Below are 24746 nucleotides of genomic sequence, written 5' to 3' on the forward strand. Positions count from 1 at the left end.
ATCATTAAAAAAAGTAAAGCACAAAAACCGTAAAACTGAGATAGGCAACTAGCGACAATTATGACATACGATTACGACTTGTTTGTGATAGGTGCAGGCTCCGGCGGATTGGCGAGTTCCAAGCGGGCGGCATCCTACGGGGCGAAGGTGGCGATCGCCGAAAATGACTTAGTAGGCGGCACCTGCGTCATTCGCGGCTGTGTACCCAAAAAACTCATGGTGTACGCTTCAACATTTTCGCACCTGTACGAAGATGCGATCGGCTACGGTTGGAGCCCTGTAGAAACCAGCTTCAACTGGGAAAAACTCGTCACCACTGTAGACACAGAAGTGCGACGACTCAGCAAACTCCACATCAGCTTCCTCGAAAAAGCCGGAGTTGAATTAATCTCAGGATATGCCAAATTTATCGACCCCCACACTGTCGAAGTTGGTGACAAAAAATACACCGCTGCTAAAATCTTAATTGCTGTCGGCGGCGAAGCTCATAGAATCGATATTCCTGGCATCGAACACGCGATCACTTCCCGCGAAATCTTCTTGTTAAAAGAGCAGCCGAAACGGTTGGCAATTTTGGGCGGCGGCTACATCGGCGTTGAATTTGCTTGCATCATGAATGGCTTGGGAAGTGAAGTAACTCAAATCATCCGGCGCGATCGCATTTTGCACTACTTTGACGAAGAACTTCGCGCCAACGTCCAAGAAGGAATGGTTAAACACGGCATCAATTTCGTCACAGGAAGCTCGATCGAATGGATAGAGAAAACTCCTGAAGGCTTAAAGTTAAAATTGTGGGGAAAATCTGAAGAAACCTTGACAGTAGACGCAGTTTTGTGCGCTACCGGACGATCGCCCAATTTGGAAAAACTGGCTTTGGAGAATGCCGGAGTTGAAACCGAGAAAGGTGCGATCGCAGTTACCAAAGACAGCCGCACCAATCAACCGCACATTTTTGCTGTCGGAGATTGCACCAACCGGATTAATTTAACGCCAATTGCGATCGCCGAAGGACGCGCTTTTGCAGATACGGAATTTGGCAACAATCCGAGAGCAATTAGTTACGAAAATGTCGCATCAGCCGTATTTTCCCAGCCGGAAGCTGCTACAGTCGGCTTAACTGAAGAACAAGCCAAAGCTAAATTTCCCGACTCAATTAAGTGCTACACAGCCAAGTTTCGGCCGATGTTTCACGCTTTGACAGGTGCAGATGAAAAGACTTTTGTCAAGTTAGTTGTTGAAACTAATACTGACAAAGTTTTGGGCGTGCACATGGTTGGGAAAGACGCGGGCGAGATTATTCAAGGAATGGCGATCGCCGTTAATATGGGAGCTACCAAGAAAGATTTCGATTCGACGATCGGTATTCACCCCTCGACTGCTGAAGAGTTTGTGACTCTGCGATAAATAGGGTATTTCATAATTATGAAAAACGGGCAAGATGCCCGTTCCACAAGAGAGTTTATCTGTTGTGGCACAGGCATCTTGCCTGTTTTTTGTGGCACAGGCATCTTGCCTGTTAATTTTGTGGCACAGGCATCTTGCCTGTTACTGACCTTCTAAGCGGATTCATGCTCAAAATAATATTTTAAACAAATTGAACCTTTTTTGAACTTGTCCTGTCTAAACCCCTCAGATAACGAACAGGTGAGGGATACTTCACAGGTGTTAGGTGTGCCAGCCAATGTTTTAATCGATGATTGTTCCGACTCCGACTTAGTTGATAAATGCTTAAAGGGCGATCGCACTTGCTTTCGTCACCTTTACGGGCGCTACCAACACAAAGTCAGATCAACCCTTTACCAACTCTGCGGTTCATCACTTCTAGACGACTTAACCCAAGAAGTATTTCTGCGAGTCTGGAAAGGATTACCCAAACTCAAGCACCAGGAAAACTTTTCAACTTGGTTGTATCGCATCACTTGGAACGTGGCATCCGACCAAAGACAAGCATTTGCCAAACAGCATTCTTTTGACTCCCAGCTCAAAAATCAAGAAACAATGGATCGCGTTATTCCCAATAATAACACATCAGACTTGATGCAGTTGCACTATCAAGATTTAGTGCAGCGAGGACTGGAGCAATTGAGTTTTGAACACCGCAGTGTTTTGGTGCTGCACGACTTAGAAGATATCCCGCAAAAAGAAGTAGCCCAAATCCTGGGAATGCCAGCGGGAACTGTTAAATCTCGCGTGTTTTATGCCCGAAATGCCATGCGACAATTTTTGCAAAAACAGGGGGTAGACGAACTGTGAACGATGAAAATAGCGACAAAAGATTAGTGAATTTCTTGAAGCAAAATAGCCCAAAAGTTCCGGACGCTACCCCCGATCTTGAGCAAAGAGTTTTAGCAGCAATAGATAGGAATGACAGGGCGAGAGAGCTAAATGGTCTCGGCTATTTGCGATTTACAGAGTCTAGTAAAAGCTCAAAATTCCTCGGTTTTCCCAAGTGGGGTTTTCCGGCTGCAATCTTCGCTGGCCTGCTAGTTTTTGCTTCGGGCTATCGCGTCCTAGTTACCGCACAATTACAGGCGGATGAAGCGGCTCACTTGGAAGCATTTCTGGTCAATAATTGGGAGGGTGTATTGAACGATTCCCGCACGGCAACTATGAGCGATCGCCCACAAACAGATTTATTTGATTTCCCTGTTACTGCTGACACCGAACCGCTAACAAATTAACTAATCTTAAAGAGGTAATTTTTCATGTCAATGCGCCAATTTTCGGCTATGGCAGTTTTAATGTTAACCCTCGGTACTACAGCCGCTGCAACCGCCGCTCCCAGCCCCGCTCAACCGGAAACAATTGCCCAAAACCAGCGTCCCAATCGATCTGGTGGCAAAGAGAACGGGCTGTTTGACAAACTAAATTTAAGCGCCGATCAAAAGCAGAAAATGCAGGCTGTTCGCGATCGCTACAAAGACCAAGTTTCTCAGCGAATGCAAGCAATCCGCCAAGCCAGACAAGAATTGGAAACAATGATGTCGGGTACGACGGCAAATGTCGGCCAAATGCGCGACAAACACCGCCAAATCATGGGATTGAGGCAGCAGTTAGAAGAGGTACAATTTGAAAGTACATTAGCCATGCGAGAAGTGCTGACACCCGAACAGCGCAGCCAGTTCTCGCAAATGATGCAGCAGCGCAGGGAAGCTGCTAAAACCCGGAAACAAAACAGCCAAAAATCCCAATAATCTACACCGCTACCGACTGCACACCCTACTAAAAAATAAACTTGTCGGGTGTGCACTCGCCAGTTCGATAATTTAAGTTAAAATAATTAGTTGGTAAATCTCATCAAATTTTCTGGATGAATCTACAAAACGATTCTAGTTACATTTATTTACACGGATTTGCGTCAAGTCCAGATTCAACTAAGGCTAAATATTTCCGCGATCGCTTTTATTCCCTAGGAATTGACCTCAAAACTCCCGATCTCAATCACAAGGATTTTTCGCGCCTCACTCTCACGCGCCAATTAGACCAAATAGAAACAGAATTTCTGCAAGCCCAATCCTCCGAATCTGTAGAAAATGTAAAAAATTTAGGGGAAGTTACCATCATTGGGTCTAGTTTTGGCGGGCTGACAGCGGCTTGGCTGGCCCAGCGACAATTATCAATAAAACAAATAGTTTTGTTAGCACCGGCTTTTCAATTTCTCTCTCATTGGCTGCCACAGTTGGGACAGCAACAGTTAGAAAAGTGGCAGTCTGAGAAATATTTGCCAGTTTACCACTACGGCGAACAGCGCTATTTGCCGTTGAATTATGAATTTGTGACAGATATGGCTCAATACCCTGAAGAAAAATTAATGCGCTCAGTCCCGACGTTAATTCTGCACGGCAAGCATGATACGATCGTACCGATTCAAGCTAGCAGAAGTTTTTCAGAGCATCGTCCCTGGGTGAAACTAATCGAACTAGAGGACGATCATTCTTTGGGAAATGTCCTAGCGGAAATTTGGGAAGCAATGCAAAACTTTTGCAAATTCAAAAATTAAAATTTGACAATCCCCAAAAATGGATACAATCCTCCGACTTAAGTCGTGAAAAACAAAAATTTTAGACAACGTTTAAACTCCAAGATTCCTGTGTGGAGTAAATCTAAAATCTCAAGTCTAAAATCTCAAGTCTACTCACCAACTTGCAAGTTTCAAAAATCAAATGACTGAACAAGATAAATCGACTCGCACCTTAGCCGTTGACATTGGCGGAAGTGGCATCAAAGTTATGGTTTTGGACGCTGAAGGTGAACCCCAAACGGAACGCAGCCGTTTAGAAACGCCTCAACCGCCGAAGCCGGAACCGATACTGGAAACCATAGCCTCTTTGGCCAGCGGACAAGGCGAATTTGACCGAGTATCCGTCGGTTTTCCCGGCGTCGTGTCCCGCGGTATTATCAAAACCGCAGTCAATTTAGATCCATCTTGGATCGATTTTGACCTAGCAACTACTCTCAAAGATCGATTGGGAAAACCTGTGCGAGTGGCTAACGATGCTGACATTCAAGGATTGGGATCAATTGCTGGAACGGGAGTAGAATTAGTAATTACTCTCGGCACCGGTTTCGGTTCTGGTTTGTTTGTCGATGGTATCTTGGTACCCAATCTAGAATTAGGACATCACCCGTTTCGCAAAGGGGAAACTTACGAACAGCAATTAGGGCGAGCCGCCTTAGATACAGTCGGCCCCAAAAGATGGAACCGCCGTCTGGAAAGAGCCCTCGTCTTCCTGCAAAATCTCTTTAATTGCGATCGCCTTTACATCGGCGGCGGCAATACCAAAAAAATTGCTTTTGATTTACCGCCACAAGTTAAAATAGTACCGAATGTCAGCGGTTTGTTGGGCGGAATTGCTTTGTGGCGCGATTAAAATAGTCATTAGTCATTGGTCATTAGTCATTAGCTTATTAGTTATTGATGACAATCAAGGATTTATACGCTAGACATCATAAACTAATGACTAATTATCCTAATAGTGACCAACCAAATCGTAATTATAAAATCTACAATCTCAGACCAAAAATCATACCATGCTTCCCTTTATCCGCAAAGACTTAGCCGAACTTACCGCCTACACTCCCCATCCGGGCGGCGCTTCAGGAGAATCAGCGCACTCGGAAATTGTACTCGATCGCCTAGACACCAACGAATGCCCTTATGATTTGCCAGAGGAATTAAAACAAAAGCTAGCTTGGACTTACCAGCAGTTAATTGAGACAAATCGCTATCCCGACGGAGGGCACGCAGCACTCAAAGAAGCGATCGCCCAATACGTCAACGAAGGGTTAAATATCCCCCCCCTTGTTAAGGGGGATCTCCTAAACGTCCCCCCCCTTAACAAGGGGGGGCTAGGGGGGGTTCCAGAGCCAAAAACAGCTATTACAGCCGACAATATTTCAGTCGGCAACGGTTCCGACGAACTAATTCGATCGCTCTTAATCGCTACTTGCTTGGGCGGCGCAGGCTCAATTTTCGTCGCCAATCCCACCTTTTCCATGTACGGAATTACCGCCACCACCCTGGGGATTCCCGTTGTCAGTGCCCGGCGCCGAGAAGATAACTTTGCGATCGACATCAATGCAGCTAAAAGGGCGATAGACCAAAATCAAAATCCCCCCGTCCGCATCGTCTTTGTCGTCCATCCCAACTCCCCCACAGCCAATGCTTTAACAATCAATGAAATAGAATGGCTGTCAAGTTTGCCCGAAAATATCTTAGTAGTAATTGACGAAGCCTATTTTGAATTCAGCCAAAATACCTTAGCCGACAGATTGCACCAACATCCGAATTGGATAATTTTGCGAACATTTTCCAAAGCATTTCGCCTAGCGTCAATGAGAGTCGGATATGCGATCGCCCATCCCGAACTCACAGCCACCTTAGAAAAAATCCGCCTCCCCTACAACCTTCCCAGTTTCTCGCAAACAGCAGCAGAGTTTGCCCTCGCCCAGCGGCAGTTATTGCTAGCAGTAATTCCTGAAACTATCTCAGAAAGAGCCAAATTAATTGCAGCGCTAACTCAGCATCAAAAACTGCAAGTTTGGCCGAGTGCAGCTAACTTCCTTTACCTGCGGGTGAAAGCTGCTGAGGGCGAATCGGCAGAACAAAAACACCAACAAATCATGCAGCAGCTAAAAGCTCAAGGTACTTTAATTCGCCACACAGGCGGAGGTTTGCGAATTACCGTGGGTACTCCCGACGAAAATGTGCGAACTTGCGATCGCCTCGCTGCGATTTTGACTTATTAACAAATTGGTTCGATCGTTCGGACTTCAGTCCTCAGGAAACGAGAGAGAACTGAAGTCCGAACGATCGAACTTATCGGGATTATTTTGCCGGACAGGATATATGTAATTTTTAATTATCAATCTGTCGCGCCGCGCGAATGGTTTGGGGAAATACGCCTACTAAAAGTGCCAAAGCTCGATCGGGAATTTGTGCCACCGTTTCCAAATCAAAATATTGTTCAAACTGAGTTAAAATCATTTGTGCGCGTTCCGCAGCTACAGACTTTGCCGTTAACTGTTCCGTTAACCGCACCCAATGCCGCCTAATTCCGAAAGCTTTCTGTCTTTCTGCGGGAGATAGAGGGCAAACAAAACAAAAATCCCCCACAGGAATCGCCTGCTGCGAGTCAGCATCAAAAGCACCTCCAACGGCAGCACCAGGCCCGGCAAACTCCGCATGGAAGCCTTTAATCAAAATTAGACCGTTTCGGCGACGGCTATCTACCATCAACAGCTTGCCGCCGTTGATTTCTGCGAGAATGTCAGATGAGTGGGGGTGTTCAGTCAAATCTGTGCCAAGGTTTCGATGTCACAAGTCCCGATCGGCCCAAAGGCGGGATCGGACAATATAATTAGATTTATCAAGTTTTGGATGCTCTTGTTGTCGATCGAGATTATCCATTTGAACTTACAGATAATACTGTCACAAGGTGGTAGCTCCAGCGCTCTCAAATAATATCAAATGCAAGCCAAACAAATAGTAGATATCCTCAAAGCAGATCTCCCGACGCTTTTTGAGAAAGACATTTCCTACGACATCTACACAAAAGATGTTTTTTTTCAAGACCCTGTTAACAAATTTAAAGGAAAAATCAACTATCGCATTATCTTTTGGACTCTGCGATTTCACGGGCAGCTATTTTTCACCGAGATTTACTTCGACCTGCACGACGTAAGTCAGACAGCCCCTGATACTATTGTGGCAACTTGGACTGTTCGCGGGATACTGCGCGTACCCTGGAAAGCTCGGATCTTCTTCAACGGCTATTCTACATACAAGCTGGATCCAGAGGGCTTAATTTACCAACATATCGATACCTGGGACAGAGATCCCGGAGAGATTCTCCAGCAGTTTTTGGGCAAAGGCGAGGATGTCACCCCAAGATAAGCCAAAAAGGTCGATCGCTACGCCTCTAATTGCCAATTCACTCTCTCAATAGCGGAAAACGCATACATATAGCCATCATTGCGGTGTATTGCCCTACAGTATTTGTAACGAACTGGACTGACTTTTCCTGTGGCACACATCATTTCAAAAACTCCACTCGCTCTGACAATCAGCCTGCCTCTATGAGTACCCGCAAATTTTCCTGCGGGCAAAGTTGCTTGTACCATGTCCCCAGTTTTAAAACCAAAAAATTCCTTGCACCGTGGTAACTGTTCAGAGGGGTAACGAGATCGTGCGGATTCCAGCCATTTCAACCAGGTAGTTTAGACCTATTTCTTCAATTTTTCAGGTCTGATGGCACCTCAAACCCATCAACTTCGTACCCCCTCCTGAACAGCTACCATTTTTGCTTGTGGAACGGGCATCTTGCCCGTTCCAAAATTTGATTAAAATGACTTTTGCAAGAGGTATAATGGGGACTAAAGTCCTCTGATTGCGGACTAAAGTCCTCACTACAAACCTATCTTAACAAAGCAATCCGCGCCTTGCACCTTAGCGGACATTTTAAACTAATTATCCGAACCTAAAATCAAGCCCGATCGCGCCGGCAGCATCAATTCTAACTGCCGAGTTTCCCCTTCACCTTTCCAAACAAACTCACCTTTACCAAACAGCAATTTCTCGTGAGGAGATTTCAAAGTAGCTGCTTCAAAACTAACATTTGCCTCTTCAGTCGCTACATTGACAGCAACAACTATTTCCTCATCCCCCAAAATTCGGGCAAAAACGTAAACCGTTCCCTCAGCAAATATAATTTGGTAGTCTCCGGTGCGGAGGGCAGCGTATTTGTGCCGCAAAGCTATCAACTGCTTGTGGTAATCTAAAACCTCAAGTTCCCAGTGAGCTTCTAAGGGAAAACCGCGGCGAGAATCGGGATCGAGGGCACCCGGTAAACCAACTTCATCGCCGTAGTAAATGCTGGGAGCTCCAGGAAAAGTTAACAGCAGCAAATTAGCTAGTTCTACGCTAGCTTTATCGCCTCCAGCAATTGAGATCAACCGGGCTGTATCGTGACTCGCCAACAAATTAAGTTGAGTTAGCTGTATCGGCCACGGGTACAGTTCCAAAACGTGCTGGATTTTGTCGCCGTACTCTTGAGCAAACAGCGGCGGATATGGATGGTAAGAACGACCTTCAATTTGAGCTAAATCTACTCGGTCGCCCGCGGCAAAAGCAATAGTCGGCGCCGCAAACAGATAATTCATCACTCCGTCAAATTGACTGCCGTCTAGCCATTCTCTCGCATCTTCCCAAACTTCGCCGACAATGTAAGCTTCGGGATTAATTGCTTTGACTCGCTCTCGAAATTCTTGCCAAAATCCGGGAGTTTTAATTTCAAAAGGAACATCTAGCCGCCAGCCATCAATGCCGAATTTAATCCAGTATTCGGCAATTTCCATGATGTATTCTCGCACTTCTGGATTGTCGTGATTGAATTCCGGCAAGGCTCGATTGCCATCCCAACCTGCGTAATTAGCAGGAAAATTACCGTCGTAGGCAGATAGCGGCCAGCCTTCTATTTTAAACCAATCTACCCAAGGAGAATGGGGGCCGTTTTCGAGGATATCGTGAAAGAAGAAAAAGCCGCGGCTGGCGTGGTTGAATACGCCGTCGAGGACGATTTTGATGTTGCGAGCGTGGGCAGCGTCTAGAAGCTCTTTAAACGCTGGATTGCCACCCAACATCGGATCGACTTGATAGTAGTCGTGGGTGTGGTAGCGGTGATTGCAGGCCGACTGAAATATCGGGGTGAAATAAATTGCGTTAATGCCTAAGTCTTGCAGGTAGTCTAGCTGTTCCATCACGCCCCACAAGTCGCCGCCTTTGTAGCCTTGGAGGGTGGGGATTTCGTGCCATTCTTCCCAGATGAAGTTTTGCAGCAGGCGTTTGCGCGGCTGTTTGCTTTTAGCGAAGCGATCGGGGAATATTTGGTAGAATACCGCGTGTTTAACCCAGTCCGGCGTTTGGATTTGCATACAATTTTCCTGTCTTTTACGGCTTAGGCTACATTAGCAGATGTTTCTAGGAGATCTAGCTTTTGGTAGAGAATAGACGCTCGATCGAGTTTTGTCGATCGACCGATCGCAAAATATCACACAAATTTGCAGTCTATCTCACAAAATTGACAACTGATTCTAGCCCTAACCTGATTCTTTCATTAAACAGCCCTTATTTATTGATAGGTATTTCAACTCAAAACTGCCAACTTTTTTAAATATCCATGATTGATCGATGAGTATTTTAACTCACAACTCAAAACTCATAACACCAGTCCCGGACGCACTCCAACTCTCATAAACCTCGTTTTTTAAGTTTTGTTGAGGGTTTGAACGAAGTATTTGGATTAAACAACCCGGTTTCAGCGCCAGCGACTGAACTCCTAACTCAAAACTTCCTCGCTCCCCCCCTTGTCAAGAAGCCCTCACCATCCGACACTGGACTTGGAGAGTTCATAGATCCTAGGGAGAAAGTTCCTTGAAAAAAGTCTTAGCCATCATCCTCGGTGGCGGTGTCGGCACCCGCCTTTACCCCCTAACCAAACTGCGAGCCAAACCCGCAGTTCCCCTCGCAGGTAAATATCGCCTCATCGATATTCCTGTGAGCAACTGCATCAACTCGCAAATAGTCAAAATTTACGTCCTCACCCAATTCAACTCGGCATCCCTCAACCGGCACATCTCTCGCACTTACCAGTTTTCTGGCTTCACCGAGGGATTTGTCGAGGTACTCGCCGCCCAGCAAACTCAGGAAAACCCCAACTGGTTTCAAGGGACAGCGGATGCAGTTCGCCAATATCTTTCGCTGCTAGAACAGTGGGACGTTGACGAATACTTGATTCTGTCAGGCGACCACCTCTACCGCATGGACTACCAAAAGTTTGTGGATAGACACCGCGAAACCAATGCCGATATCACCCTCTCCGTTTTGCCGATGGACGAGAAGCGGGCCTCAGATTTTGGTTTGATGAAAATCGACGACAACGGCCGCATTATTTCTTTCAGCGAAAAGCCAAAAGGCGATGCGCTCAAACAAATGCAGGTGGATACTACTAAACTGGGACTGACAGCGCAGCAGGCTCAGGAAAGTCCTTACATTGCTTCGATGGGGATTTACGTCTTCAAAAAAGAAGTTCTGATTAAACTCCTGAAAGAATCTCCCAACCAAACTGATTTTGGTAAAGAGATTATTCCGAATTCTTCAAAAGACCACAACGTTCAAGCTTATTTGTTTGACGATTATTGGGAAGATATCGGAACGATTGAGGCTTTTTATGATGCTAACTTGGCGCTGACAAAACAGCCTAAGCCTCCTTTCAGTTTCTACGATGAAAATGCGCCGATTTATACTCGCCCGCGTTTCTTGCCGCCGACTAAGCTTTTAGATACTCACGTGACGGAATCAATTATTGCTGAAGGCTGCATTCTCAAACAGTGCCGCATTGACCATTCTGTGTTGGGAGTTCGAGCGCGCATTGAAGCTGGATGTACGATTCAAGATAGCCTGCTTATGGGTGCTGACTTCTACGAACCCGACGCGGAACGGCATTCGAGTTTAGACCACGGTGGCGTCGCCCTCGGTATCGGTGCAGATACTACAATTCGTCGCGCGATTGTGGACAAAAATGCCCGCATCGGCCGGAACGTTCAAATCATTAATAAAGACCGAGTGGAAGAAGCCAACCGCGAGAGCCAAGGTTTTTACATCCGCAGCGGCATTGTCGTAGTTCTGAAAAACGCCACGATTCCTGATGGAACTATCATTTAGTTATTAGTCATTAGTCATTAGTCGTCAGTCATTAGTTTTTTAAGTTAAAATCTGTTATCTGCCAGCCAGTGACTGATGATAAATAAATAAATTAGTGACAGATAACCAATGACCGATGACTGATGACTGATGAAGAAAATATTTTTTTTACTTCATTATTAATTGCAACTGTTGGTGCAAGGCTGTCGAAATATTTGGCTTCATTCAAACTCAGGCGCATTAATAAGGAACAGTCTCTGTTACGGTCTGCGGTGATACGCGTATGTTCGATCGCCTGCGTCTGGCGGATTGCTTCTGATTCTTGTATTTGCGATCGTAGCACGACTGACAAATGCGCTGCCCGTTTCTTAGCATCACACAACTTTCGGAACTATCTTTCCAATCGTCGCAGCAGCCGCAAGGCCAACTTAGCAAATAATTCATGATGTTATCACCCTCGTAACGTTAACAAGTTATTGAGCTACCATTTTATCTTAATTTTTTTCAAAGTGTGTGTTCTAGTTAACAGACAGCAGATAGATTCTGGTATATTTTGTGACTTAAAGCTATAGATGTGCTGTTAAAATAAAAAAGTATAGCACCAGTAGGGTAAGAAAAAAATATACAGAAGGGTTGTTGAATTAATGTACGCTTTATGGTAAAATATTCTCAAAATTAAGGCGGCAGATTGAACGGGAGTTGCTGATGAGAACCTGCTAGGATTTGCATTGAGCGAAAAGCTAAAGAAAGAAAAGTTCGTAGGCGTAAGCCGGGGCGTAGCCATCGCACGGCGCACCGTAAAAAAAAGATCGATCGTCAGTGGCAGTCAACCCAACGGGCGATCGCGCCCACAACCGCAGCAGCTTTCCCGGGTTCGCCTCAGCTATCGCAGCCACACCAAAATCGCGAAGACGTAGCACTCCTCAAAATCTCCAACAGCAGCGGGGTGCGGAAATTGCGATGTCCCGCAAGCAACAACCGAACTCGATCGAGTCCAAAACTTTGATAACCTATAATTTGAAGAAGGAAGAAGGAAGAAGGAAGAAGGAAGAAGGAAGAAGGAAGAAGGAAGAGGTGCAACGCGAGAACGTCCTCACCGTCAGGCGTGGTTGCTATAACTCGCCATCCTGCTAATTTGGGATTTATTCTTTCTAACAACTAACAACTAACAACTAACAACTAACAACTAATAACTAATAAAGAGAGGATTACTTAATGGCTGCAACAGATTTTAAAGACTATTACGCTATTTTGGGACTCAACAAAACCGCCAGCGCTGATGAAATAAAAAAAACTTTTCGCAAACTAGCCCGGAAATATCACCCGGATATGAATCCGGGGAACAAAGAAGCCGAAGCTCGTTTTAAAGAAGTAAACGAAGCTTACGAAGTGCTTTCAGATCCAGAAAAACGCAAAAAATACGACCAATACGGCCAATACTGGAAGCAAGCGGCGGCAACTCCCAGCGGATGGCCGGGCGGGGGCGCTACGAATGTAGACTTTGGTGGCGTTGACTTCAGCCAGTACGGCAGTTTTGACGAATTTATTAATGCCTTGCTGGGGCGCGCAGCTAGCAGTGGAGGTAGTAGTAGCAGCCGCAGCAGCAAGTGGAATTACAGCAGCCAGCGCACCGGCACCGGCGGGCCTACTGGTTTTGGCGGATTTGAAGATTTCGCTGGCTACGAGAACCGCAGCGCCGGAGGTACTCGCGACACTGAGGTGACAATTTCGCTGACTCTGGGGGAAGCATTTCGGGGAACTTCCAAGCGAGTTGCTACTGGTGAGGTTTCGATTCCTGCGGGAGTGAAAACCGGCAGCAAAATTCGAGTGAAAGGCAAAGGTCAAATTGACCCGTACACGAAGCAGCAGGGAGATTTGTACCTGAAGTTAGAAGTTTTACCTCACGCTTTCTTTCAGTTTGAGGGAGAGAATTTGATCTGCGAAGTGCCGATAACTCCCGATGAAGCGGTTTTGGGAGCTTCTATTGAACTGCCGGCGCCTGAAGGTATGATAACTGTAAAATTTCCGGCGGGAATGCGATCCGGTCAGTCTTTGCGGTTGCGGGGGAAGGGATGGCCGAAACCGAAGAAAGACGAACGCACGGATTTGTTGGTCAAAGTTGCGATCGTCCCACCGAAAGAACTAACCGCTGTAGAACGCGAATGCTACGAAAAAATCAAGGCTAATCGCACTTTTAATCCCCGCAGCACTTTAAACCAGATGGGGCTTTAATCTTCAATATCAAAAGCAACTACTGGTGCGATCGGCTAATACCGTTTAGAAAAAAGGTTGCTACAAAAAAATGTTGGGTTTGTTTAGTTCACCCAATCGGTAAGGTGCGTCGCTATTAGATTGTAGGTGAAATGCCAGAGATTTAAGAATGGCGGCGCACTCTACGAATTGACTTGTGACACCTAGCTTACACCTAACTTTATATTATACCTTTAAAAAAAGCTGGCGACAAGAAAATTGTTGGGCGGAATGAACGTCCGGGCTGTTTAGTCCACCCAATGTGTAAGGATCGGGAATTAAATAATTTACACCTATTTGTGGGATGGGCGTCCCGCCCGTCCAGATAGGACGGGCGGGACGCCCATCCCACAAGAACAATAAAAATTGTAAGTTATTTAATTCTCATTCCTAAGGTGGGTTGCTATTAGATTGTAGTTGAAATGCCAGAGATTGAAGAATGGAGCCACACCCGCTCACTTACCAGAAAGAATTGGTTGAAAACCCGCCCGCCTTTGAGGCAGAAATTAAAATCAGACTATTCATTACTCCAATCCTCCGACTTCTAGGTAAAGATCGCTCTCTGGGAGTCAACTATCAACTGTTGAAGGCATTGCATGATTTTGAAAAAATGGCATTACTCATCAGTAGCTCTTAGCTGACTTGGTTGGCGACCTTGCTTGATGTTAATGCTAATTTTTTTAGCTCCTTTCTTCTCCAAGTCTTTGATGTAGCCGTTGGTATTATTAGAAGCTTCATCCTTGCTTTCGTAAGGACCAAAGTAATAGGTGCGTTTGGGTGAATCTGTGTCAACTTCTACCCACCACTCGCGACCTCTACTGCCGCCAATCGGTTGAGTGAGTATCCAGAAAGCAGCGACGTACATACTGAATATATAAAGTCCAAACATAGTAGGTGTCCCCGCAGTCAAGTAGTTTTTACTGTCCTTAAGTTAGCAGGACAAATAGCTCGATCGACTCGTCCTCAGTGCTGATTTAACGGTCGTAATTGTTGAGAGTCAATGCTGGCTAACATCAGCATTTTGGTGGAGAAGAGGCTGAGTTTTAATGACATCTACCAAAAAATCCGCAAAGCAAGAACTAGAATCAAACGATGCTTAATTTTATTGTTGAGGCTTGAGTTATACCAACCACGCCCGACGATGAGGAAGTTTTTAATTGCTGAAATCGTTGCGGAAGATTTCGCCTTGCTTCTTCCGATTTCTATTTCTCTTTTTAGATAATTGAAAAGTCACACAGAACGGATATCTGTACAGTTTTGTTGGTAGCGCGGACTTCAGTCCGCTCTCTGGCTGCGGACTGAAGTCCGCACTACAAACCGTTTTTGTTCGTAGCGCGGACTTCAGTCCGCTCTTTGGCTGCGGACTGAAGTCCGCACTACGAACCTTTTTTGTTATGGTATCGACATATGATATGACGAACTATTGACGCGGAAAAACCGAGATGTTTAACTGATACTTCTCACGATAGAGGGAGTATTTCAGTCAAAAAACCCGGTTTCGGCAGTCTGAACTATCAAAATTATTAAGCAGCAATACCCTCTGAGAATTCACTTTCGCAGATGGTGAGATCGGAAGGATGACACCGTTTGATGCGGATGCTAAGTCTTTTGGCTCCCTCGCTTTCCAAGTCTTCGATGTAGCCTGGAGTGTGGCTGGAGGCTTCTTTGTCGGTGTCGAAGGGGCCAAAATAGTAGGTACAGTAGGGAAAATCTGTGATGATTTCTACCCACCATTTATCCGGGCTGCGGCGGCTGGGCCCGGCAAACACGGACAAGACTGCGAGGTAGAGACCAAATAAATAAAATCCAAGCATTTTTCCTCTTTATGGGTTATTTATTTTGTAATAGGACTTGCGTCCTTGCGACTCTTATTTACCGGGTTCTCCCATCTTTGCGATCGCCCCACCAGAGAATTTTGTCTCTCAAACCCGGTTTCTGTCTCCAAGACACTCTAAGTTTATCAAGACTATTTGGGCGATCGCCTCAACCTGAGTGCTGATTTTGAGCAGATATCTAGAATCTCCGTGAATAAGCTACTTTGCACAGGTACGTAGTTGCGCTTCAGCGCTCTTTCATATAAACAGCGCCGAAGTGTAACAACGTACTTAACAATTAGTCCGCATATTATGCGTTGTATAAGTTCTGTTGCACTTAAATTTAAGCTTGATGGCGCGCTATGAATTCTCGCTCAAAATAATTTAAGTCAGCAGTTGCTGACATATTAAATCCGCGACAGATTAGTTCTGGAAATACGCCGGAATACAGAGAGACTTTAGGCTAGCAACGCCATAGCTGAAAAACTGTGGCTAAAATAGCAAAACCCGCCGGGGCGGGTAGTTTTGTTAAGCTATAAAATTTTTCCCACTAATCTGATTGGTCGGCTAAGCTCAGCACGCTGAGGCTTAGCGCTTGCCTTTGGGGAACTGTTCGATGCCAGCCCAGCCGTAAAAAACCAGCTCGTCGTTTTGAACTCGACAGCGGTCTACTCGCAGTTGAGTGCCCTCTAAAGCAAATTTGTCTAAGTCTAGCAAGTTATTTACGTGGGCAATTATAGCTTGAGCCAAGTCTACTGCTTGCCCGTCACCGCCGTAAGTAACGCTGACAAATTGGATTTTGCGCCGGTCTTCTACTTGCAATTGAGCTGTAATATCTATTTTGACTGGTTCGCTGTCCTGGCCGATCGTAATCTCGGACTGAAGCCGAATTGATTTGTCTGTTCCGAAGCTGACTTCAGTGTTTTGAAAGTACAGAGATTGCTCTTGGTATTTCAGCTTTTGGAGTTTTTCAACTACAAAAGGTGTATTGAATGAGGTGGTTAAATCCGATCGGCTTAAGACTACTCGCATATTTGCCTGGGTAGGCTGCCGCAATTTGACTTGACCTGCAAAAATCGCCCCAAAATCAATGGAGAGTGCTTGCAAGTAGAGTTCCATCACTTCTATACGCAGGCCGTTATACATCAACATACCTTTGCCAACGAAGTCGAAACCGTCGATGCTTCCCTGCAAGAGTTTGGCTACAGGTTCGACTCGGATGTTGGCTTCTGCCTTTTCAGAACGTTTGAATAAGGCTGCGATCGCAGCTCCTGCTACTTTGCTGACAAGGCGATCGCCACTTTGACCTTGAAAGGATGTACCGCTAAACAAAGCTGCTACCATTTATTCGTTTGCTGATCTACAGTCGCTATTATAGCCTCTCATTAAGAAATGTTAAAATAGCTTGTGCTTATTCACTTTATAAGCAGAAGTTGTTTTTTGTCTGCCTTGAAAGTAACATTTTGGAAATTTAAGGACTCAGGGGCGTGCCTTGGAGACAAGCGCGATCGAGCAAAGCTCCATCCCAGACGGTATGTTCGATCGCAGCACAGAGCAAATTAGCCCCCGTCAGGTTAGCACCGCGCAGTACGGCTCCATTCAGGATAGCTTCTTCTAAATCAGCTCCCGACAAGTCTGCGCCGGACAAATTGGCATTGCTCAAATCTGCCTGCTGCAAGATGGCGCGAGCCAAATTAGCACCCCGCAAATCGGCTCCCCGCAAATCGACACCGCTCAAGTCCAAATTGCCGATCGAGGCCGCCGTCAAAAAAGCACCCCCAAAACTTGCATCGCGGACTAAAGCATTAGCAAAAGAAGCACCGCGCAAGTCAGCATTCCGAAAATCAGCCCCGCGCAAGTCAGCACCGCTCAAGTCTGCGCCGCGGAGGTTTGCTCGCAGCACCGCCCGCTGCAAGTTAGCACCGGTGAGATTAGCTCCTGTTAAGTTGGCTTGAGATAAGTCGGCACCTGCGAGATCGGCTCCCGCTAAGTTTGCGCCGGCTAAATCTATGCCGGCCAATATATGAATTTTGCCTTGGCGTATGGCTTCGAGGTCATGAGTCATTAGTTTTTAGTCATAAGTCATAAGTCAGTTGGCAGTTGGCAGTTGGCAGTTGTCAGTTGGCAGTTGTCAATTACTAGGGTACACACCGTAAACAGAAAATTAGGTTGCGGAATTCGTACTAAATCCGTAGTCCTGACGCACCATACAATAACTGTCCACTGTCCACTGTCAACTGTCCACTGAATTACCCAACTTATTTTACAATGCCGGAGTTGCCGCGATCGTGCGATCGCCCAAATCCTCCAACCAGATATTAGGCAGTTGGCTGGGGCGGGTGGGTAACTCCATCAAACCCATATCTGCGAGTCTGACGACATTCCCGAGAGTTTCCACCAAAGCCGGATCGAAGCGAGTCCCGCTCAGTTGCCGGCACTTTTCTAAGGCTGCTGTCAAACTCAAAGCAGGACGATCGCCCCGCGGTTGAGTCAAGTCTTGGAAACAAGCGACCAAACCCAAAATCCGCGAAGCAACGGGTATCCCTTCACCTCGCAAACCCTCGGGCCTGCCGCTGCCGTCCCAATTTTCGAGTTTGTGCTTGACAATTTCGGCGACTGGTGCTAATTCCGGCATTGCTTGGAGGAGTTGGGAACCGATGAAACTGCGATCGCGCCAAAATGATAGAGTTCCTTGGTCGAATTTATCGGAAGTGCGATCGAACACCTCATTCGGCGCCGAAACCAAGCCGACTCGAAACAGCAATCCCGCCAGCCGCAGCCTTCGCAGTTGCAAAGCCGGCAAATCCAACAATTGACCCAAAGTTTCCGACAAAGCCGCCACCTGCAAAGAAGCTGTGGGATTTGAGGTGTCGCGTTCGTCTACGCGCTGGGCCATCCGCAGAAAAGCTTGCAGTTTGTTGGCGTTCAAATTGCGGCTGACGCGCAAAGCTTGACCTTCCAATTCCCACAAATCGCGAGTTTGGCGGTTAATTGCCACCATTTGCTGCTGAGAACTTTGCAGGTAAGTAACGATGCGGGATACTACGCCACTAATGTCTGCCAAGGGCGGGCCTTTGGTAGCAAGAATTTCGTGATGAATTTCTAGCAAACTGTCGGCTAGGGAGGGATTATAATGTCGTGTTTGTTCTATAAAAATTTCTGCTGACGCCGACACCAACGACTGGTCAAACGACCACAAACCGTAGAATTTTCGCTCTGTATCGACTTCTGGCTTGCCCTCTGGCAAGTATTCCTGGGCCGTAAGTTCGCGACAAAGCACCATTGCTTTGTATGTGGGGGCCAGGATGATTAAATTCCATTCTTGGATAATGGGGTCGATCTCATCAAGTTCTATTAAAGATACATTTTCTAATTGACCGGTTTTGTGGGTAGCGAAACCGCTGTCGGCTACTGCACCGATGACAACTTGTCGAGAAGCCTTAGCAATATCGAAGTAGCGATCGGCTTCTTGCAAATACCATTTTCCCTGCTGAAACGTCACCAAAACCAGCGGTTTGAGTGCGAGATCGTCCCCGCTGCTGGTTTGCAAGATGTGGTCTTCTAGGGCGTGACACAGGGCTACTAGGGTGTTTTTGAAGTATACCCCGTAGCTAGAAGGCAGTTTTCCGTCGGGAAGTGTAGCTTGTAGTCTGGCGAGAGTTGATTCTGGATTCATAAAAATTAATACGGGATGCGGGAAACTCAACGGCTTTAGCCTTGAGAGGGAAGCGACGCGGGGGACTTCAGTCCCCGTCAATCCTAATATGCGTAACTGTAGCCATCTTTTTTGTGAACTATTTTGCAGTATTTATGGCTAATTCCTTGCACCAATTCTGATGCTGAGATGTTGAACGAACCTGTCGTTCTAACTGCAACCCGACCAACATATTCACCTATTTTCTTGCCACTGATGACGATTGCTTTTACGATGTCACCAGTTTGAAAGCCTTTAACAAACTTGTTTCGAGGAACGTACCGAGATGGAAAGCCAAATTTGTCTGTGCGACACATTTGACGGGTTCCGTGTCCAGTTGCCTTGATTAGCAGTGGCTTATTTGTTAATAATTCTAGCGCTTCAACTTGACCGACACAAGCAGCATCAAGCCAATGAGTTTTAGGTAGTTGCAGCCGACTACGATTGAACTTGGTCAGTCCACCTGAGCCAGTTAAAACAGGCAACCCCGTTTCTTTTAAGCGACCAAATAACGTCCATCGAGTCGAATTTACCGCAGCAGCATCCTTTAGGGGGCGCTTGGATTGTGTAAGAATTCGACTCAGAATGTCAGGTTTCTTTGCTAAGAATTGTTCAATGTTCTGAGTACCTTTCTTCTGGTTGCATTTCTGACAAGCAAGGCAAAGATTAGAAATTCGATTGCTTCCGCCTTGAGATTTGGGATGAATATGCTCAACTTGCAATGGTACATTTTCGGCGTCGCAGTAAGCACATTTTCGGTTCCATTTGTTAAGCAAATATTGCCTAACTTCGTAACCCTGTAGTTCGCCTTGGTGGTATTCAATAGCTGAAATTTCAGGATTTTCTAATTGTTGCAAGTCAAATCTGACCAGCTCTTGAACAATTAAACCGATAGGTGCAAGCCTGCGTAATTTTTCAACCCAAGTCAGGGTGGTTTCTACCCGGTGCTGCAAGGATGGTGCCAACCAACCTTTTTTGCGGGTACGGTTTAAAAACCTTGCTTGGCGGTAACGAGTATGACGGTTTCGCCTTCCTCGACGCAGTGAACGACGGGACTCAAGACTTGCTTTGATAGTTTGACCGCGATGAGTTAATTCAGCACCAAAAATTACTTTTTCACCTTGCAATAATGCAATGCCTGTAGTTTTGGAACCTGGATCTAATTTGAGAGTAATTGATTCAATGGTTGCTGTTACTGCCTTTTTGAGGATAATGGTACACGGGAATCTTCTGAAGATAGCCGCTTTACCAGCCGTCAGCAACTTACGAGCCATTGACGACTTGCAAGGTGTGAGTGGTTTTTTGTTTGTGTCAACTACGAAAATAAAATTGGACATTGTTGTGTCCCTCCACTTGCGTGTAATGTTCGCTTCGACCTGGTTATAAAGGCTTGTTAAGTTTGCAGCACTAACGAGAGTGACTTTAAGTTTGTTTGACTGCAAACGATAGAGCGGAAAACTAGCGTCGCATTCTCCGGTATCATGACCTAAATAACGTCTCCTTGTAACAGGGGTCTGGTCAGCACAGCTTGCAATTTCTTACAAGCTCAGTCTCTTTAGAGCTGAGTTACTGACTGCAAAAGGCGGTGCCGGCTCTTAACATATTGTAACGTGCGATCGACCTTCTCGAAAATACTTTTGACAAAAATCCGATTTTTTGATGACTTCCGGCTCCACAACCTACAAAAACGGCGATGTGATGGCGATCGATCCGGCTCTTTCAATTTATATCGAACTCAACCGCACCGACAGCGATTTCTTGCTCTTCAAAAAAAACGACCTTGCTTATATTAGGGTATGAAAATGAATCACTTGAAAATTCAGCTATATTGACTGACTGGCTTGTTTCATTTTTTCACATTGAGTCTTTCATGCCGTTGCAGCAGCAACGCCGCATTCGCTAATATAAACTTTTTTGCTTGTGGTTGTTCTACCAGACAGGATATCAGAATATTTATTAATATGTTCTTCATTACAATATAAATACAGGACTTGTGCGAAAAATGGAAAACCCAGCCCTTAAAATTGCAGCGTTCTGGGTGCAACGACAAAGTTTTCTCATTAATTCACAAGTCCTATCTCAGTTTTTCTTCGTCTCAATAAACTTTTTATTATTTACCTTTGGACTCAGAAACATCTGCAATCAAATCATCTTTATCAACTTTTGGAACAAAATCAGGCCGTTCTTTGGATTCCCAACCCGGGGGGCGCTTGGAATTATACCACGCAATGGAGCCGATACTAACCGCAGCGACAAATCCAACACCAAGAACTGCGATCGGAATCATTAGGTTGTTCTCTACCATTTGGTTCAAATCCTTATTTACTGTACTTCTCTAGTATTTTATGTGCTATTGGCGATCGTGCAATATATCCGAAGACTGAAAATTTGAGCGAATTGCAGCCATAATACTTAGAGATTGAAATTAAAAATCCCCTTTATGCCGCTGTTGTCGATCGCACTTCTGTTAGCCGCCAGTTTTGCTCTGGGTGCTTTGCCGCTTACTCGCTGGGCGGTGCGGCTGCTGGGCGGTAAAGATTTGAGGCGGTTGGGCACGGGGAATGTGGGGGTGTCGGCTGCTTTTATTCACGGGGGGAAGTTGGCGGGAATTGCTGCGGTGTTGGCGGAAATTGCCAGGGGTATTCTGCCGGTTTTGGCGGGGAGATTTTGGTTTCCTGATTCACCTGCGATCGCGATCGCCCTGTTAATTCCTCTGGTTGCGGCCAGATATGCGATCGCCCGAGGTGGAGGCGTGACTAACGCGGTTTGGGGTCTTTTGGTATTTTCGCCGCCGGTGGCTGTCTCTTCTGGCATTTGGGGGCTACTGGTGTGGGGTTTGGCACGGCGGTTGTGGCAAAAGGGCGATCGGGCGAGACTCTTTGCTTCCCGCTGCGGCTGTCTGTGCACGCCTATCTGGGTTTGGGTGTGGCATCAATCTTTGCCGGAATTCTTAGCAGCAGCAGGATTGGGAGTTTTATTAGCTGCAATTAATCTCAGTCAGGGTGATGATATGGCTTTATCTAAATCGGAACAATTGTTTTCTCTCGATGACTCGTTAGATGCTAAAATTTGCGGCGATAAAGCTGCGAGATTGTCTCAACTAAAACGCGCTAATTTTAATGTTCCTTCTGGCTGGATATTATTGAATGAATCGGGCATCGGGCATCGGGCATCGGGCATCGGGCATCGGGCATCGGGCATCGGGCATTCAGAAAACAGTGAAAATTTGTCAATCCCTAATTCTTTAATCGAAAATCTAAAATCGCAAATCGAAAATCGCATGATTGTGCGCTCTTCGGCGGCGGGAGAAGATGGCGATATTAGTTCGGCGGCTGGGCAATATGAAACTATCGGGCCTGTTTCCACTGAAGCAGAATTAATCGCTGGCATTCACCGCTGCCGTCAGTCTTATTGGACTTCCGAAGCTGTGGCTTACCGCCAGCAGCGACAACTCCCGGATACTCAAATGGCTGTCTTGATTCAGCCTTATATTGAGGGAAAAATTGCGGGAGTTATGTTCAGCCGCAATCCTTTAGATGGCGGTTCCCAGATAATTATTGAAGCTTTGCCGGGAGGTGCTGAATCTGTTGTCGGCGGACAAGTTACTCCGTTACATTTGGAAGTTGATTTTACCCAGCCTGAAATTTTACAACAAACTTTAAACGAACTCGAAATTAATTCAATTGTTAACCCAAAACTTCTAGCTGAATTAGTCAAACAAGCGCAAGCTATCGAAGCTTTTTTTCACGGCATCCCGCAGGATATTGAGTGGAGTTGGGACGGGGAAAAAGTTTGGATTTTGCAAAGCCGCCCGATTACTAATTTGCAGCCGTTTTGGACTCGAACTATTGCCGCAGAAGTGATTCCTGGTGCAATTCGCCCGCTAACTTGGTCGATTAATCGGCCGCTGACTTGTGGGGTTTGGGGAGAGATTTTTCGGGTGGTTTTGGCCGATCGCGCTGCTAATCTAAATTTCAAGGAAACGGCGACTTTGCTGGGTTCCCACGCCTATTTTAACGCGACTTTGTTGGGCGAAATCTTTCGGATGATGGGATTGCCGGAGCAGGGTTTGGAGTTTTTGCTCAGAGGGCAGAAGATGGGTAAGCCACCTTTGGGGAAGATTTTGCCCTCTTTACCCGGTTTGTGGCGTCTGGTGCAGCGGGAGCGGGCGCTGAATGCAGATTTTGCGGGCGATCGCACTTCTATTTTTTTACCAGCAATCGAAAGTCTGGAGAAGTCAGAGAAGGAAGAAGGAAGAAGGAAGAGGGAAGAAGGAAGAGGGAAGAATGAAGAAGGAATATTAATTCCCAATGCCCAATTCCCAATGCCCAATGCCCAATTCCCAATGCCCAATGCCCCATGCCCCATGCCCCATGCCCAATTCCCCATGCCCAATTACCAAGATTTAAGTGAGTTGTTGGATAAATCTGAGCAAATTCAGAAGTGGCTGAAGCCGATTACTTACTACAATATCTTGGGGCCGATCGGGCTGGCAATTCGCAAAGCAATTTTTCGCGTTGATGATGATTGGCTTGTTAATGATACTGCTCCTGAAATCGCTTCGGTGCGAGCTTTGCAAGAGTTGGCTGAGAAATTGCGAGAAGTTGCTATTTACCAGTCAGGCGAGAATGTTTCAGCCGCACAATTAGCACAGATATTTACTGAAAGTCTGGCTTTGCAAGCAGACTTTGAACAGTGGCTGGATATTTACGGATATTTGAGCGAAGTGGGAACTGATATCGCTGTTCCTACTTGGCGAGAACAGCCGGAAACTTACCGCAAATTGCTGGTAACTATGGCTCAAAAATCTGCTGTTGCTAATTCAGCAGCAACTGGAAAATTAAGCTTGACTTTTGCTCAGAAGTGGCGCTTAAATAAATGTCAGGAACGAGCTATAGTTAAAAGCCAAATTAGTGAAATTTACGCGCGATTGTTGGCTCATCTCCGCTGGACTTTTTTGGCAATTGAAGCTTGCGGATTGGAAATGCAGGTGTTTCAGGAACCAGGAGATATTTTTTATCTGGAATTTGGGGAGATTCAGCAGTGGATTCGCAGCGGTGCGAGTGTTTCTTTTCAGGAGACGATTAGCCTGAGGCGCGATCGCCTGTTAGCCGATCGCGATCGCCCGATTCCCCCTGTAGTCTACGGCAATCTGCTGCCGAATTCTCAGAAAAGGTCGATCGACTCCTCAACATCTGCAACTGGTATCATGCAGGGAATCCCGGCAAGTATCGGCTGCGTCGAAGGTTTTGTGAAGATTTGCCGGAGTGTCACTACAGAATTAGGCGAAAATGCGATCGCCGTAGTGCCTTACACCGATGCCGGTTGGGCGCCGCTGCTGTTAGGAGCAAAGGCAATTGTAGCCGAAGTTGGCGGCCAGTTGTCTCACGGAGCAATTATCGCCCGCGAGTACAAAATTCCCGCAGTCATGAATATTGCTGAAGCTACAACTCGCCTGCGAGACGGTCAAAAAGTGCGAGTAGATGGATATCTCGGCACTGTGGAACTGCTGGAATAGTCAGGACTAAGGATGGCGAATTAAATAATTTACACAAGGGGTGTATCTCAGTTTTGCATTTACAGTGCTGTCCCCGCACAGCAAAGCTTGTACAAGCTTTGCTGTGCGGGGACGCTCGCACTACAATAAACAATGCTTCTTGCAAAACTGAGATGCACCCTTACACAAGCTTGTGGGATGGGCGTCCCGCCCGTCCTTTATAGACGGGCGGGACGCCCATCCCACAATAATTAAAATTGTAAGTTATTTAATTCTCATTCCTAAGACCAA

Annotated in this window: 25 protein-coding genes; 15 read left to right on the top strand and 10 right to left on the bottom strand. The window is 46.2% G+C overall.

Annotated features, from left to right (window positions below; all coding sequences use genetic code 11):
- Positions 1–60: 60 nt before the first annotated feature.
- From gor to JGK36_RS11035, 7 genes are all read left to right on the top strand, one after another.
- Positions 61–1404, top strand: coding sequence for a glutathione-disulfide reductase (gene gor / locus JGK36_RS11005; RefSeq protein ID WP_293177158.1), 1344 nt, complete (start codon positions 61–63; stop codon positions 1402–1404).
- Between the two features lie 258 nt (positions 1405–1662).
- Entirely contained in the window at positions 1663–2253 is a 591-nt protein-coding gene (locus JGK36_RS11010; protein WP_293177339.1) for a sigma-70 family RNA polymerase sigma factor, read from the top strand.
- Complete coding sequence (locus tag JGK36_RS11015; RefSeq protein WP_293196880.1) at positions 2250–2681, top strand: hypothetical protein; 432 nt, start codon at positions 2250–2252, stop codon at positions 2679–2681. Before JGK36_RS11010 ends, JGK36_RS11015 begins: the two co-directional genes overlap by 4 nt.
- Before the next feature lie 48 nt (positions 2682–2729).
- Positions 2730–3194 carry a Spy/CpxP family protein refolding chaperone gene (locus tag JGK36_RS11020; RefSeq protein ID WP_293177154.1) on the top strand — a complete coding sequence of 155 codons (465 nt, stop codon included), beginning with the start codon at positions 2730–2732 and terminating at the stop codon, positions 3192–3194.
- Between the two features lie 116 nt (positions 3195–3310).
- Complete coding sequence (locus tag JGK36_RS11025; protein ID WP_293177152.1) at positions 3311–4000, top strand: YqiA/YcfP family alpha/beta fold hydrolase; 690 nt, start codon at positions 3311–3313, stop codon at positions 3998–4000.
- Positions 4001–4163: 163 nt separating this feature from the next.
- Complete coding sequence (locus JGK36_RS11030) at positions 4164–4871, top strand: ROK family protein (protein ID WP_293177150.1); 708 nt, start codon at positions 4164–4166, stop codon at positions 4869–4871.
- 160 nt (positions 4872–5031) lie between these two features.
- On the top strand, positions 5032–6249 hold the full coding sequence (locus tag JGK36_RS11035) for a histidinol-phosphate transaminase (protein WP_293177148.1): 1218 nt from the start codon (positions 5032–5034) through the stop codon (positions 6247–6249).
- 109 nt (positions 6250–6358) lie between these two features.
- Here the strand turns inward: JGK36_RS11035 and JGK36_RS11040 are convergent, their stop codons facing one another.
- Positions 6359–6796, bottom strand: a complete 438-nt coding sequence (locus JGK36_RS11040) for a hypothetical protein (protein WP_293177146.1) — start codon at positions 6794–6796, stop codon at positions 6359–6361.
- A 174-nt stretch (positions 6797–6970) separates the two neighbouring features.
- Between JGK36_RS11040 and JGK36_RS11045 the strand changes: the two genes are divergently transcribed.
- Complete coding sequence (locus tag JGK36_RS11045) at positions 6971–7396, top strand: DUF2358 domain-containing protein (protein ID WP_293177144.1); 426 nt, start codon at positions 6971–6973, stop codon at positions 7394–7396.
- Positions 7397–7413: 17 nt separating this feature from the next.
- Here the strand turns inward: JGK36_RS11045 and JGK36_RS11050 are convergent, their stop codons facing one another.
- Together JGK36_RS11050 and JGK36_RS11055 are read right to left on the bottom strand one after the other, a co-directional pair.
- Complete coding sequence (locus JGK36_RS11050) at positions 7414–7623, bottom strand: hypothetical protein (RefSeq protein WP_293177142.1); 210 nt, start codon at positions 7621–7623, stop codon at positions 7414–7416.
- 342 nt (positions 7624–7965) lie between these two features.
- Positions 7966–9432: a glycoside hydrolase family 13 protein gene (locus JGK36_RS11055; protein WP_293177140.1), complete on the bottom strand. Its 1467-nt coding sequence runs from the start codon at positions 9430–9432 to the stop codon at positions 7966–7968.
- A gap of 499 nt (positions 9433–9931) precedes the next feature.
- Here JGK36_RS11055 and JGK36_RS11060 point away from each other — a divergent pair, with 499 nt between their 5' ends.
- The 5 genes from JGK36_RS11060 to JGK36_RS11080 all read left to right on the top strand — a co-directional run bounded on the left by JGK36_RS11060 (position 9932) and on the right by JGK36_RS11080 (position 14087).
- Positions 9932–11221 carry a glucose-1-phosphate adenylyltransferase gene (locus tag JGK36_RS11060; RefSeq protein WP_293177138.1) on the top strand — a complete coding sequence of 430 codons (1290 nt, stop codon included), beginning with the start codon at positions 9932–9934 and terminating at the stop codon, positions 11219–11221.
- A gap of 122 nt (positions 11222–11343) precedes the next feature.
- Positions 11344–11646 (top strand): hypothetical protein, encoded by a 303-nt coding sequence (locus tag JGK36_RS11065; RefSeq protein ID WP_293190556.1) that lies wholly within the window; start codon positions 11344–11346, stop codon positions 11644–11646.
- A 373-nt stretch (positions 11647–12019) separates the two neighbouring features.
- Positions 12020–12334 (top strand): hypothetical protein, encoded by a 315-nt coding sequence (locus JGK36_RS11070; RefSeq protein WP_293177136.1) that lies wholly within the window; start codon positions 12020–12022, stop codon positions 12332–12334.
- Between the two features lie 81 nt (positions 12335–12415).
- On the top strand, positions 12416–13432 hold the full coding sequence (locus JGK36_RS11075; RefSeq protein WP_293177134.1) for a J domain-containing protein: 1017 nt from the start codon (positions 12416–12418) through the stop codon (positions 13430–13432).
- 457 nt (positions 13433–13889) lie between these two features.
- The gene (locus tag JGK36_RS11080) at positions 13890–14087 is read left to right on the top strand and encodes a hypothetical protein (RefSeq protein WP_293177132.1); all 198 of its coding nucleotides are present in this window, start codon (positions 13890–13892) and stop codon (positions 14085–14087) included.
- On the opposite strand, the gene JGK36_RS11085 is transcribed toward JGK36_RS11080, so the two are convergent.
- From JGK36_RS11085 to iscB, 6 genes are all read right to left on the bottom strand, one after another.
- Positions 14067–14339 carry a DUF1816 domain-containing protein gene (locus JGK36_RS11085; RefSeq protein WP_293177130.1) on the bottom strand — a complete coding sequence of 91 codons (273 nt, stop codon included), beginning with the start codon at positions 14337–14339 and terminating at the stop codon, positions 14067–14069. The two genes, JGK36_RS11080 and JGK36_RS11085, sit on opposite strands and share 21 nt — an antisense overlap.
- A gap of 634 nt (positions 14340–14973) precedes the next feature.
- A complete protein-coding gene (locus JGK36_RS11090) occupies positions 14974–15264 on the bottom strand; it encodes a DUF1816 domain-containing protein (protein ID WP_293177128.1) in 291 nt (96 codons plus the stop codon).
- A 588-nt stretch (positions 15265–15852) separates the two neighbouring features.
- Positions 15853–16608 carry a DUF2993 domain-containing protein gene (locus tag JGK36_RS11095; protein ID WP_293177126.1) on the bottom strand — a complete coding sequence of 252 codons (756 nt, stop codon included), beginning with the start codon at positions 16606–16608 and terminating at the stop codon, positions 15853–15855.
- A gap of 127 nt (positions 16609–16735) precedes the next feature.
- Positions 16736–17329 carry a pentapeptide repeat-containing protein gene (locus JGK36_RS11100; protein WP_293177124.1) on the bottom strand — a complete coding sequence of 198 codons (594 nt, stop codon included), beginning with the start codon at positions 17327–17329 and terminating at the stop codon, positions 16736–16738.
- 198 nt (positions 17330–17527) lie between these two features.
- Complete coding sequence (locus tag JGK36_RS11105; protein WP_293177122.1) at positions 17528–18940, bottom strand: HD domain-containing phosphohydrolase; 1413 nt, start codon at positions 18938–18940, stop codon at positions 17528–17530.
- Positions 18941–19023: 83 nt separating this feature from the next.
- On the bottom strand, positions 19024–20295 hold the full coding sequence (iscB, locus tag JGK36_RS11110; protein WP_293177120.1) for an RNA-guided endonuclease IscB: 1272 nt from the start codon (positions 20293–20295) through the stop codon (positions 19024–19026).
- A 322-nt stretch (positions 20296–20617) separates the two neighbouring features.
- Between iscB and JGK36_RS11115 the strand changes: the two genes are divergently transcribed.
- A complete protein-coding gene (locus JGK36_RS11115) occupies positions 20618–20758 on the top strand; it encodes a hypothetical protein (protein ID WP_293177118.1) in 141 nt (46 codons plus the stop codon).
- Between the two features lie 310 nt (positions 20759–21068).
- On the opposite strand, the gene JGK36_RS11120 is transcribed toward JGK36_RS11115, so the two are convergent.
- Positions 21069–21263 (bottom strand): hypothetical protein, encoded by a 195-nt coding sequence (locus JGK36_RS11120; RefSeq protein WP_293146752.1) that lies wholly within the window; start codon positions 21261–21263, stop codon positions 21069–21071.
- A 114-nt stretch (positions 21264–21377) separates the two neighbouring features.
- Between JGK36_RS11120 and JGK36_RS11125 the strand changes: the two genes are divergently transcribed.
- The gene (locus tag JGK36_RS11125) at positions 21378–24476 is read left to right on the top strand and encodes a glycerol-3-phosphate acyltransferase (RefSeq protein ID WP_293196881.1); all 3099 of its coding nucleotides are present in this window, start codon (positions 21378–21380) and stop codon (positions 24474–24476) included.
- The last annotated feature ends 270 nt before the right edge of the window (positions 24477–24746 follow it).

Source organism: Microcoleus sp. PH2017_35_SFW_U_B (assembly GCF_020737865.1).
Lineage (GTDB): Bacteria > Cyanobacteriota > Cyanobacteriia > Cyanobacteriales > Microcoleaceae > Microcoleus.

Bases quoted from the DNA above. Each gene is read 5' to 3' on its own strand.
- JGK36_RS11055 (WP_293177140.1), bottom strand. From the start codon at position 9,432: ATGCAAATCCAAACGCCGGACTGGGTTAAACACGCGGTATTCTACCAA.
- JGK36_RS11050 (WP_293177142.1), bottom strand. From the start codon at position 7,623: ATGGTACAAGCAACTTTGCCCGCAGGAAAATTTGCGGGTACTCATAGA.
- JGK36_RS11035 (WP_293177148.1), top strand. From the start codon at position 5,032: ATGCTTCCCTTTATCCGCAAAGACTTAGCCGAACTTACCGCCTACACT.
- JGK36_RS11100 (WP_293177124.1), bottom strand. From the start codon at position 17,329: ATGACTCATGACCTCGAAGCCATACGCCAAGGCAAAATTCATATATTG.
- JGK36_RS11075 (WP_293177134.1), top strand. From the start codon at position 12,416: ATGGCTGCAACAGATTTTAAAGACTATTACGCTATTTTGGGACTCAAC.
- JGK36_RS11090 (WP_293177128.1), bottom strand. From the start codon at position 15,264: ATGCTTGGATTTTATTTATTTGGTCTCTACCTCGCAGTCTTGTCCGTG.
- JGK36_RS11020 (WP_293177154.1), top strand. From the start codon at position 2,730: ATGGCAGTTTTAATGTTAACCCTCGGTACTACAGCCGCTGCAACCGCC.
- JGK36_RS11120 (WP_293146752.1), bottom strand. From the start codon at position 21,263: ATGGTAGAGAACAACCTAATGATTCCGATCGCAGTTCTTGGTGTTGGA.
- JGK36_RS11065 (WP_293190556.1), top strand. From the start codon at position 11,344: ATGACTGATGAAGAAAATATTTTTTTTACTTCATTATTAATTGCAACT.
- JGK36_RS11030 (WP_293177150.1), top strand. From the start codon at position 4,164: ATGACTGAACAAGATAAATCGACTCGCACCTTAGCCGTTGACATTGGC.
- iscB (WP_293177120.1), bottom strand. From the start codon at position 20,295: ATGTCCAATTTTATTTTCGTAGTTGACACAAACAAAAAACCACTCACA.
- gor (WP_293177158.1), top strand. From the start codon at position 61: ATGACATACGATTACGACTTGTTTGTGATAGGTGCAGGCTCCGGCGGA.
- JGK36_RS11105 (WP_293177122.1), bottom strand. From the start codon at position 18,940: ATGAATCCAGAATCAACTCTCGCCAGACTACAAGCTACACTTCCCGAC.
- JGK36_RS11095 (WP_293177126.1), bottom strand. From the start codon at position 16,608: ATGGTAGCAGCTTTGTTTAGCGGTACATCCTTTCAAGGTCAAAGTGGC.
- JGK36_RS11045 (WP_293177144.1), top strand. From the start codon at position 6,971: ATGCAAGCCAAACAAATAGTAGATATCCTCAAAGCAGATCTCCCGACG.
- JGK36_RS11115 (WP_293177118.1), top strand. From the start codon at position 20,618: ATGACTTCCGGCTCCACAACCTACAAAAACGGCGATGTGATGGCGATC.
- JGK36_RS11025 (WP_293177152.1), top strand. From the start codon at position 3,311: ATGAATCTACAAAACGATTCTAGTTACATTTATTTACACGGATTTGCG.
- JGK36_RS11080 (WP_293177132.1), top strand. From the start codon at position 13,890: ATGGAGCCACACCCGCTCACTTACCAGAAAGAATTGGTTGAAAACCCG.
- JGK36_RS11085 (WP_293177130.1), bottom strand. From the start codon at position 14,339: ATGTTTGGACTTTATATATTCAGTATGTACGTCGCTGCTTTCTGGATA.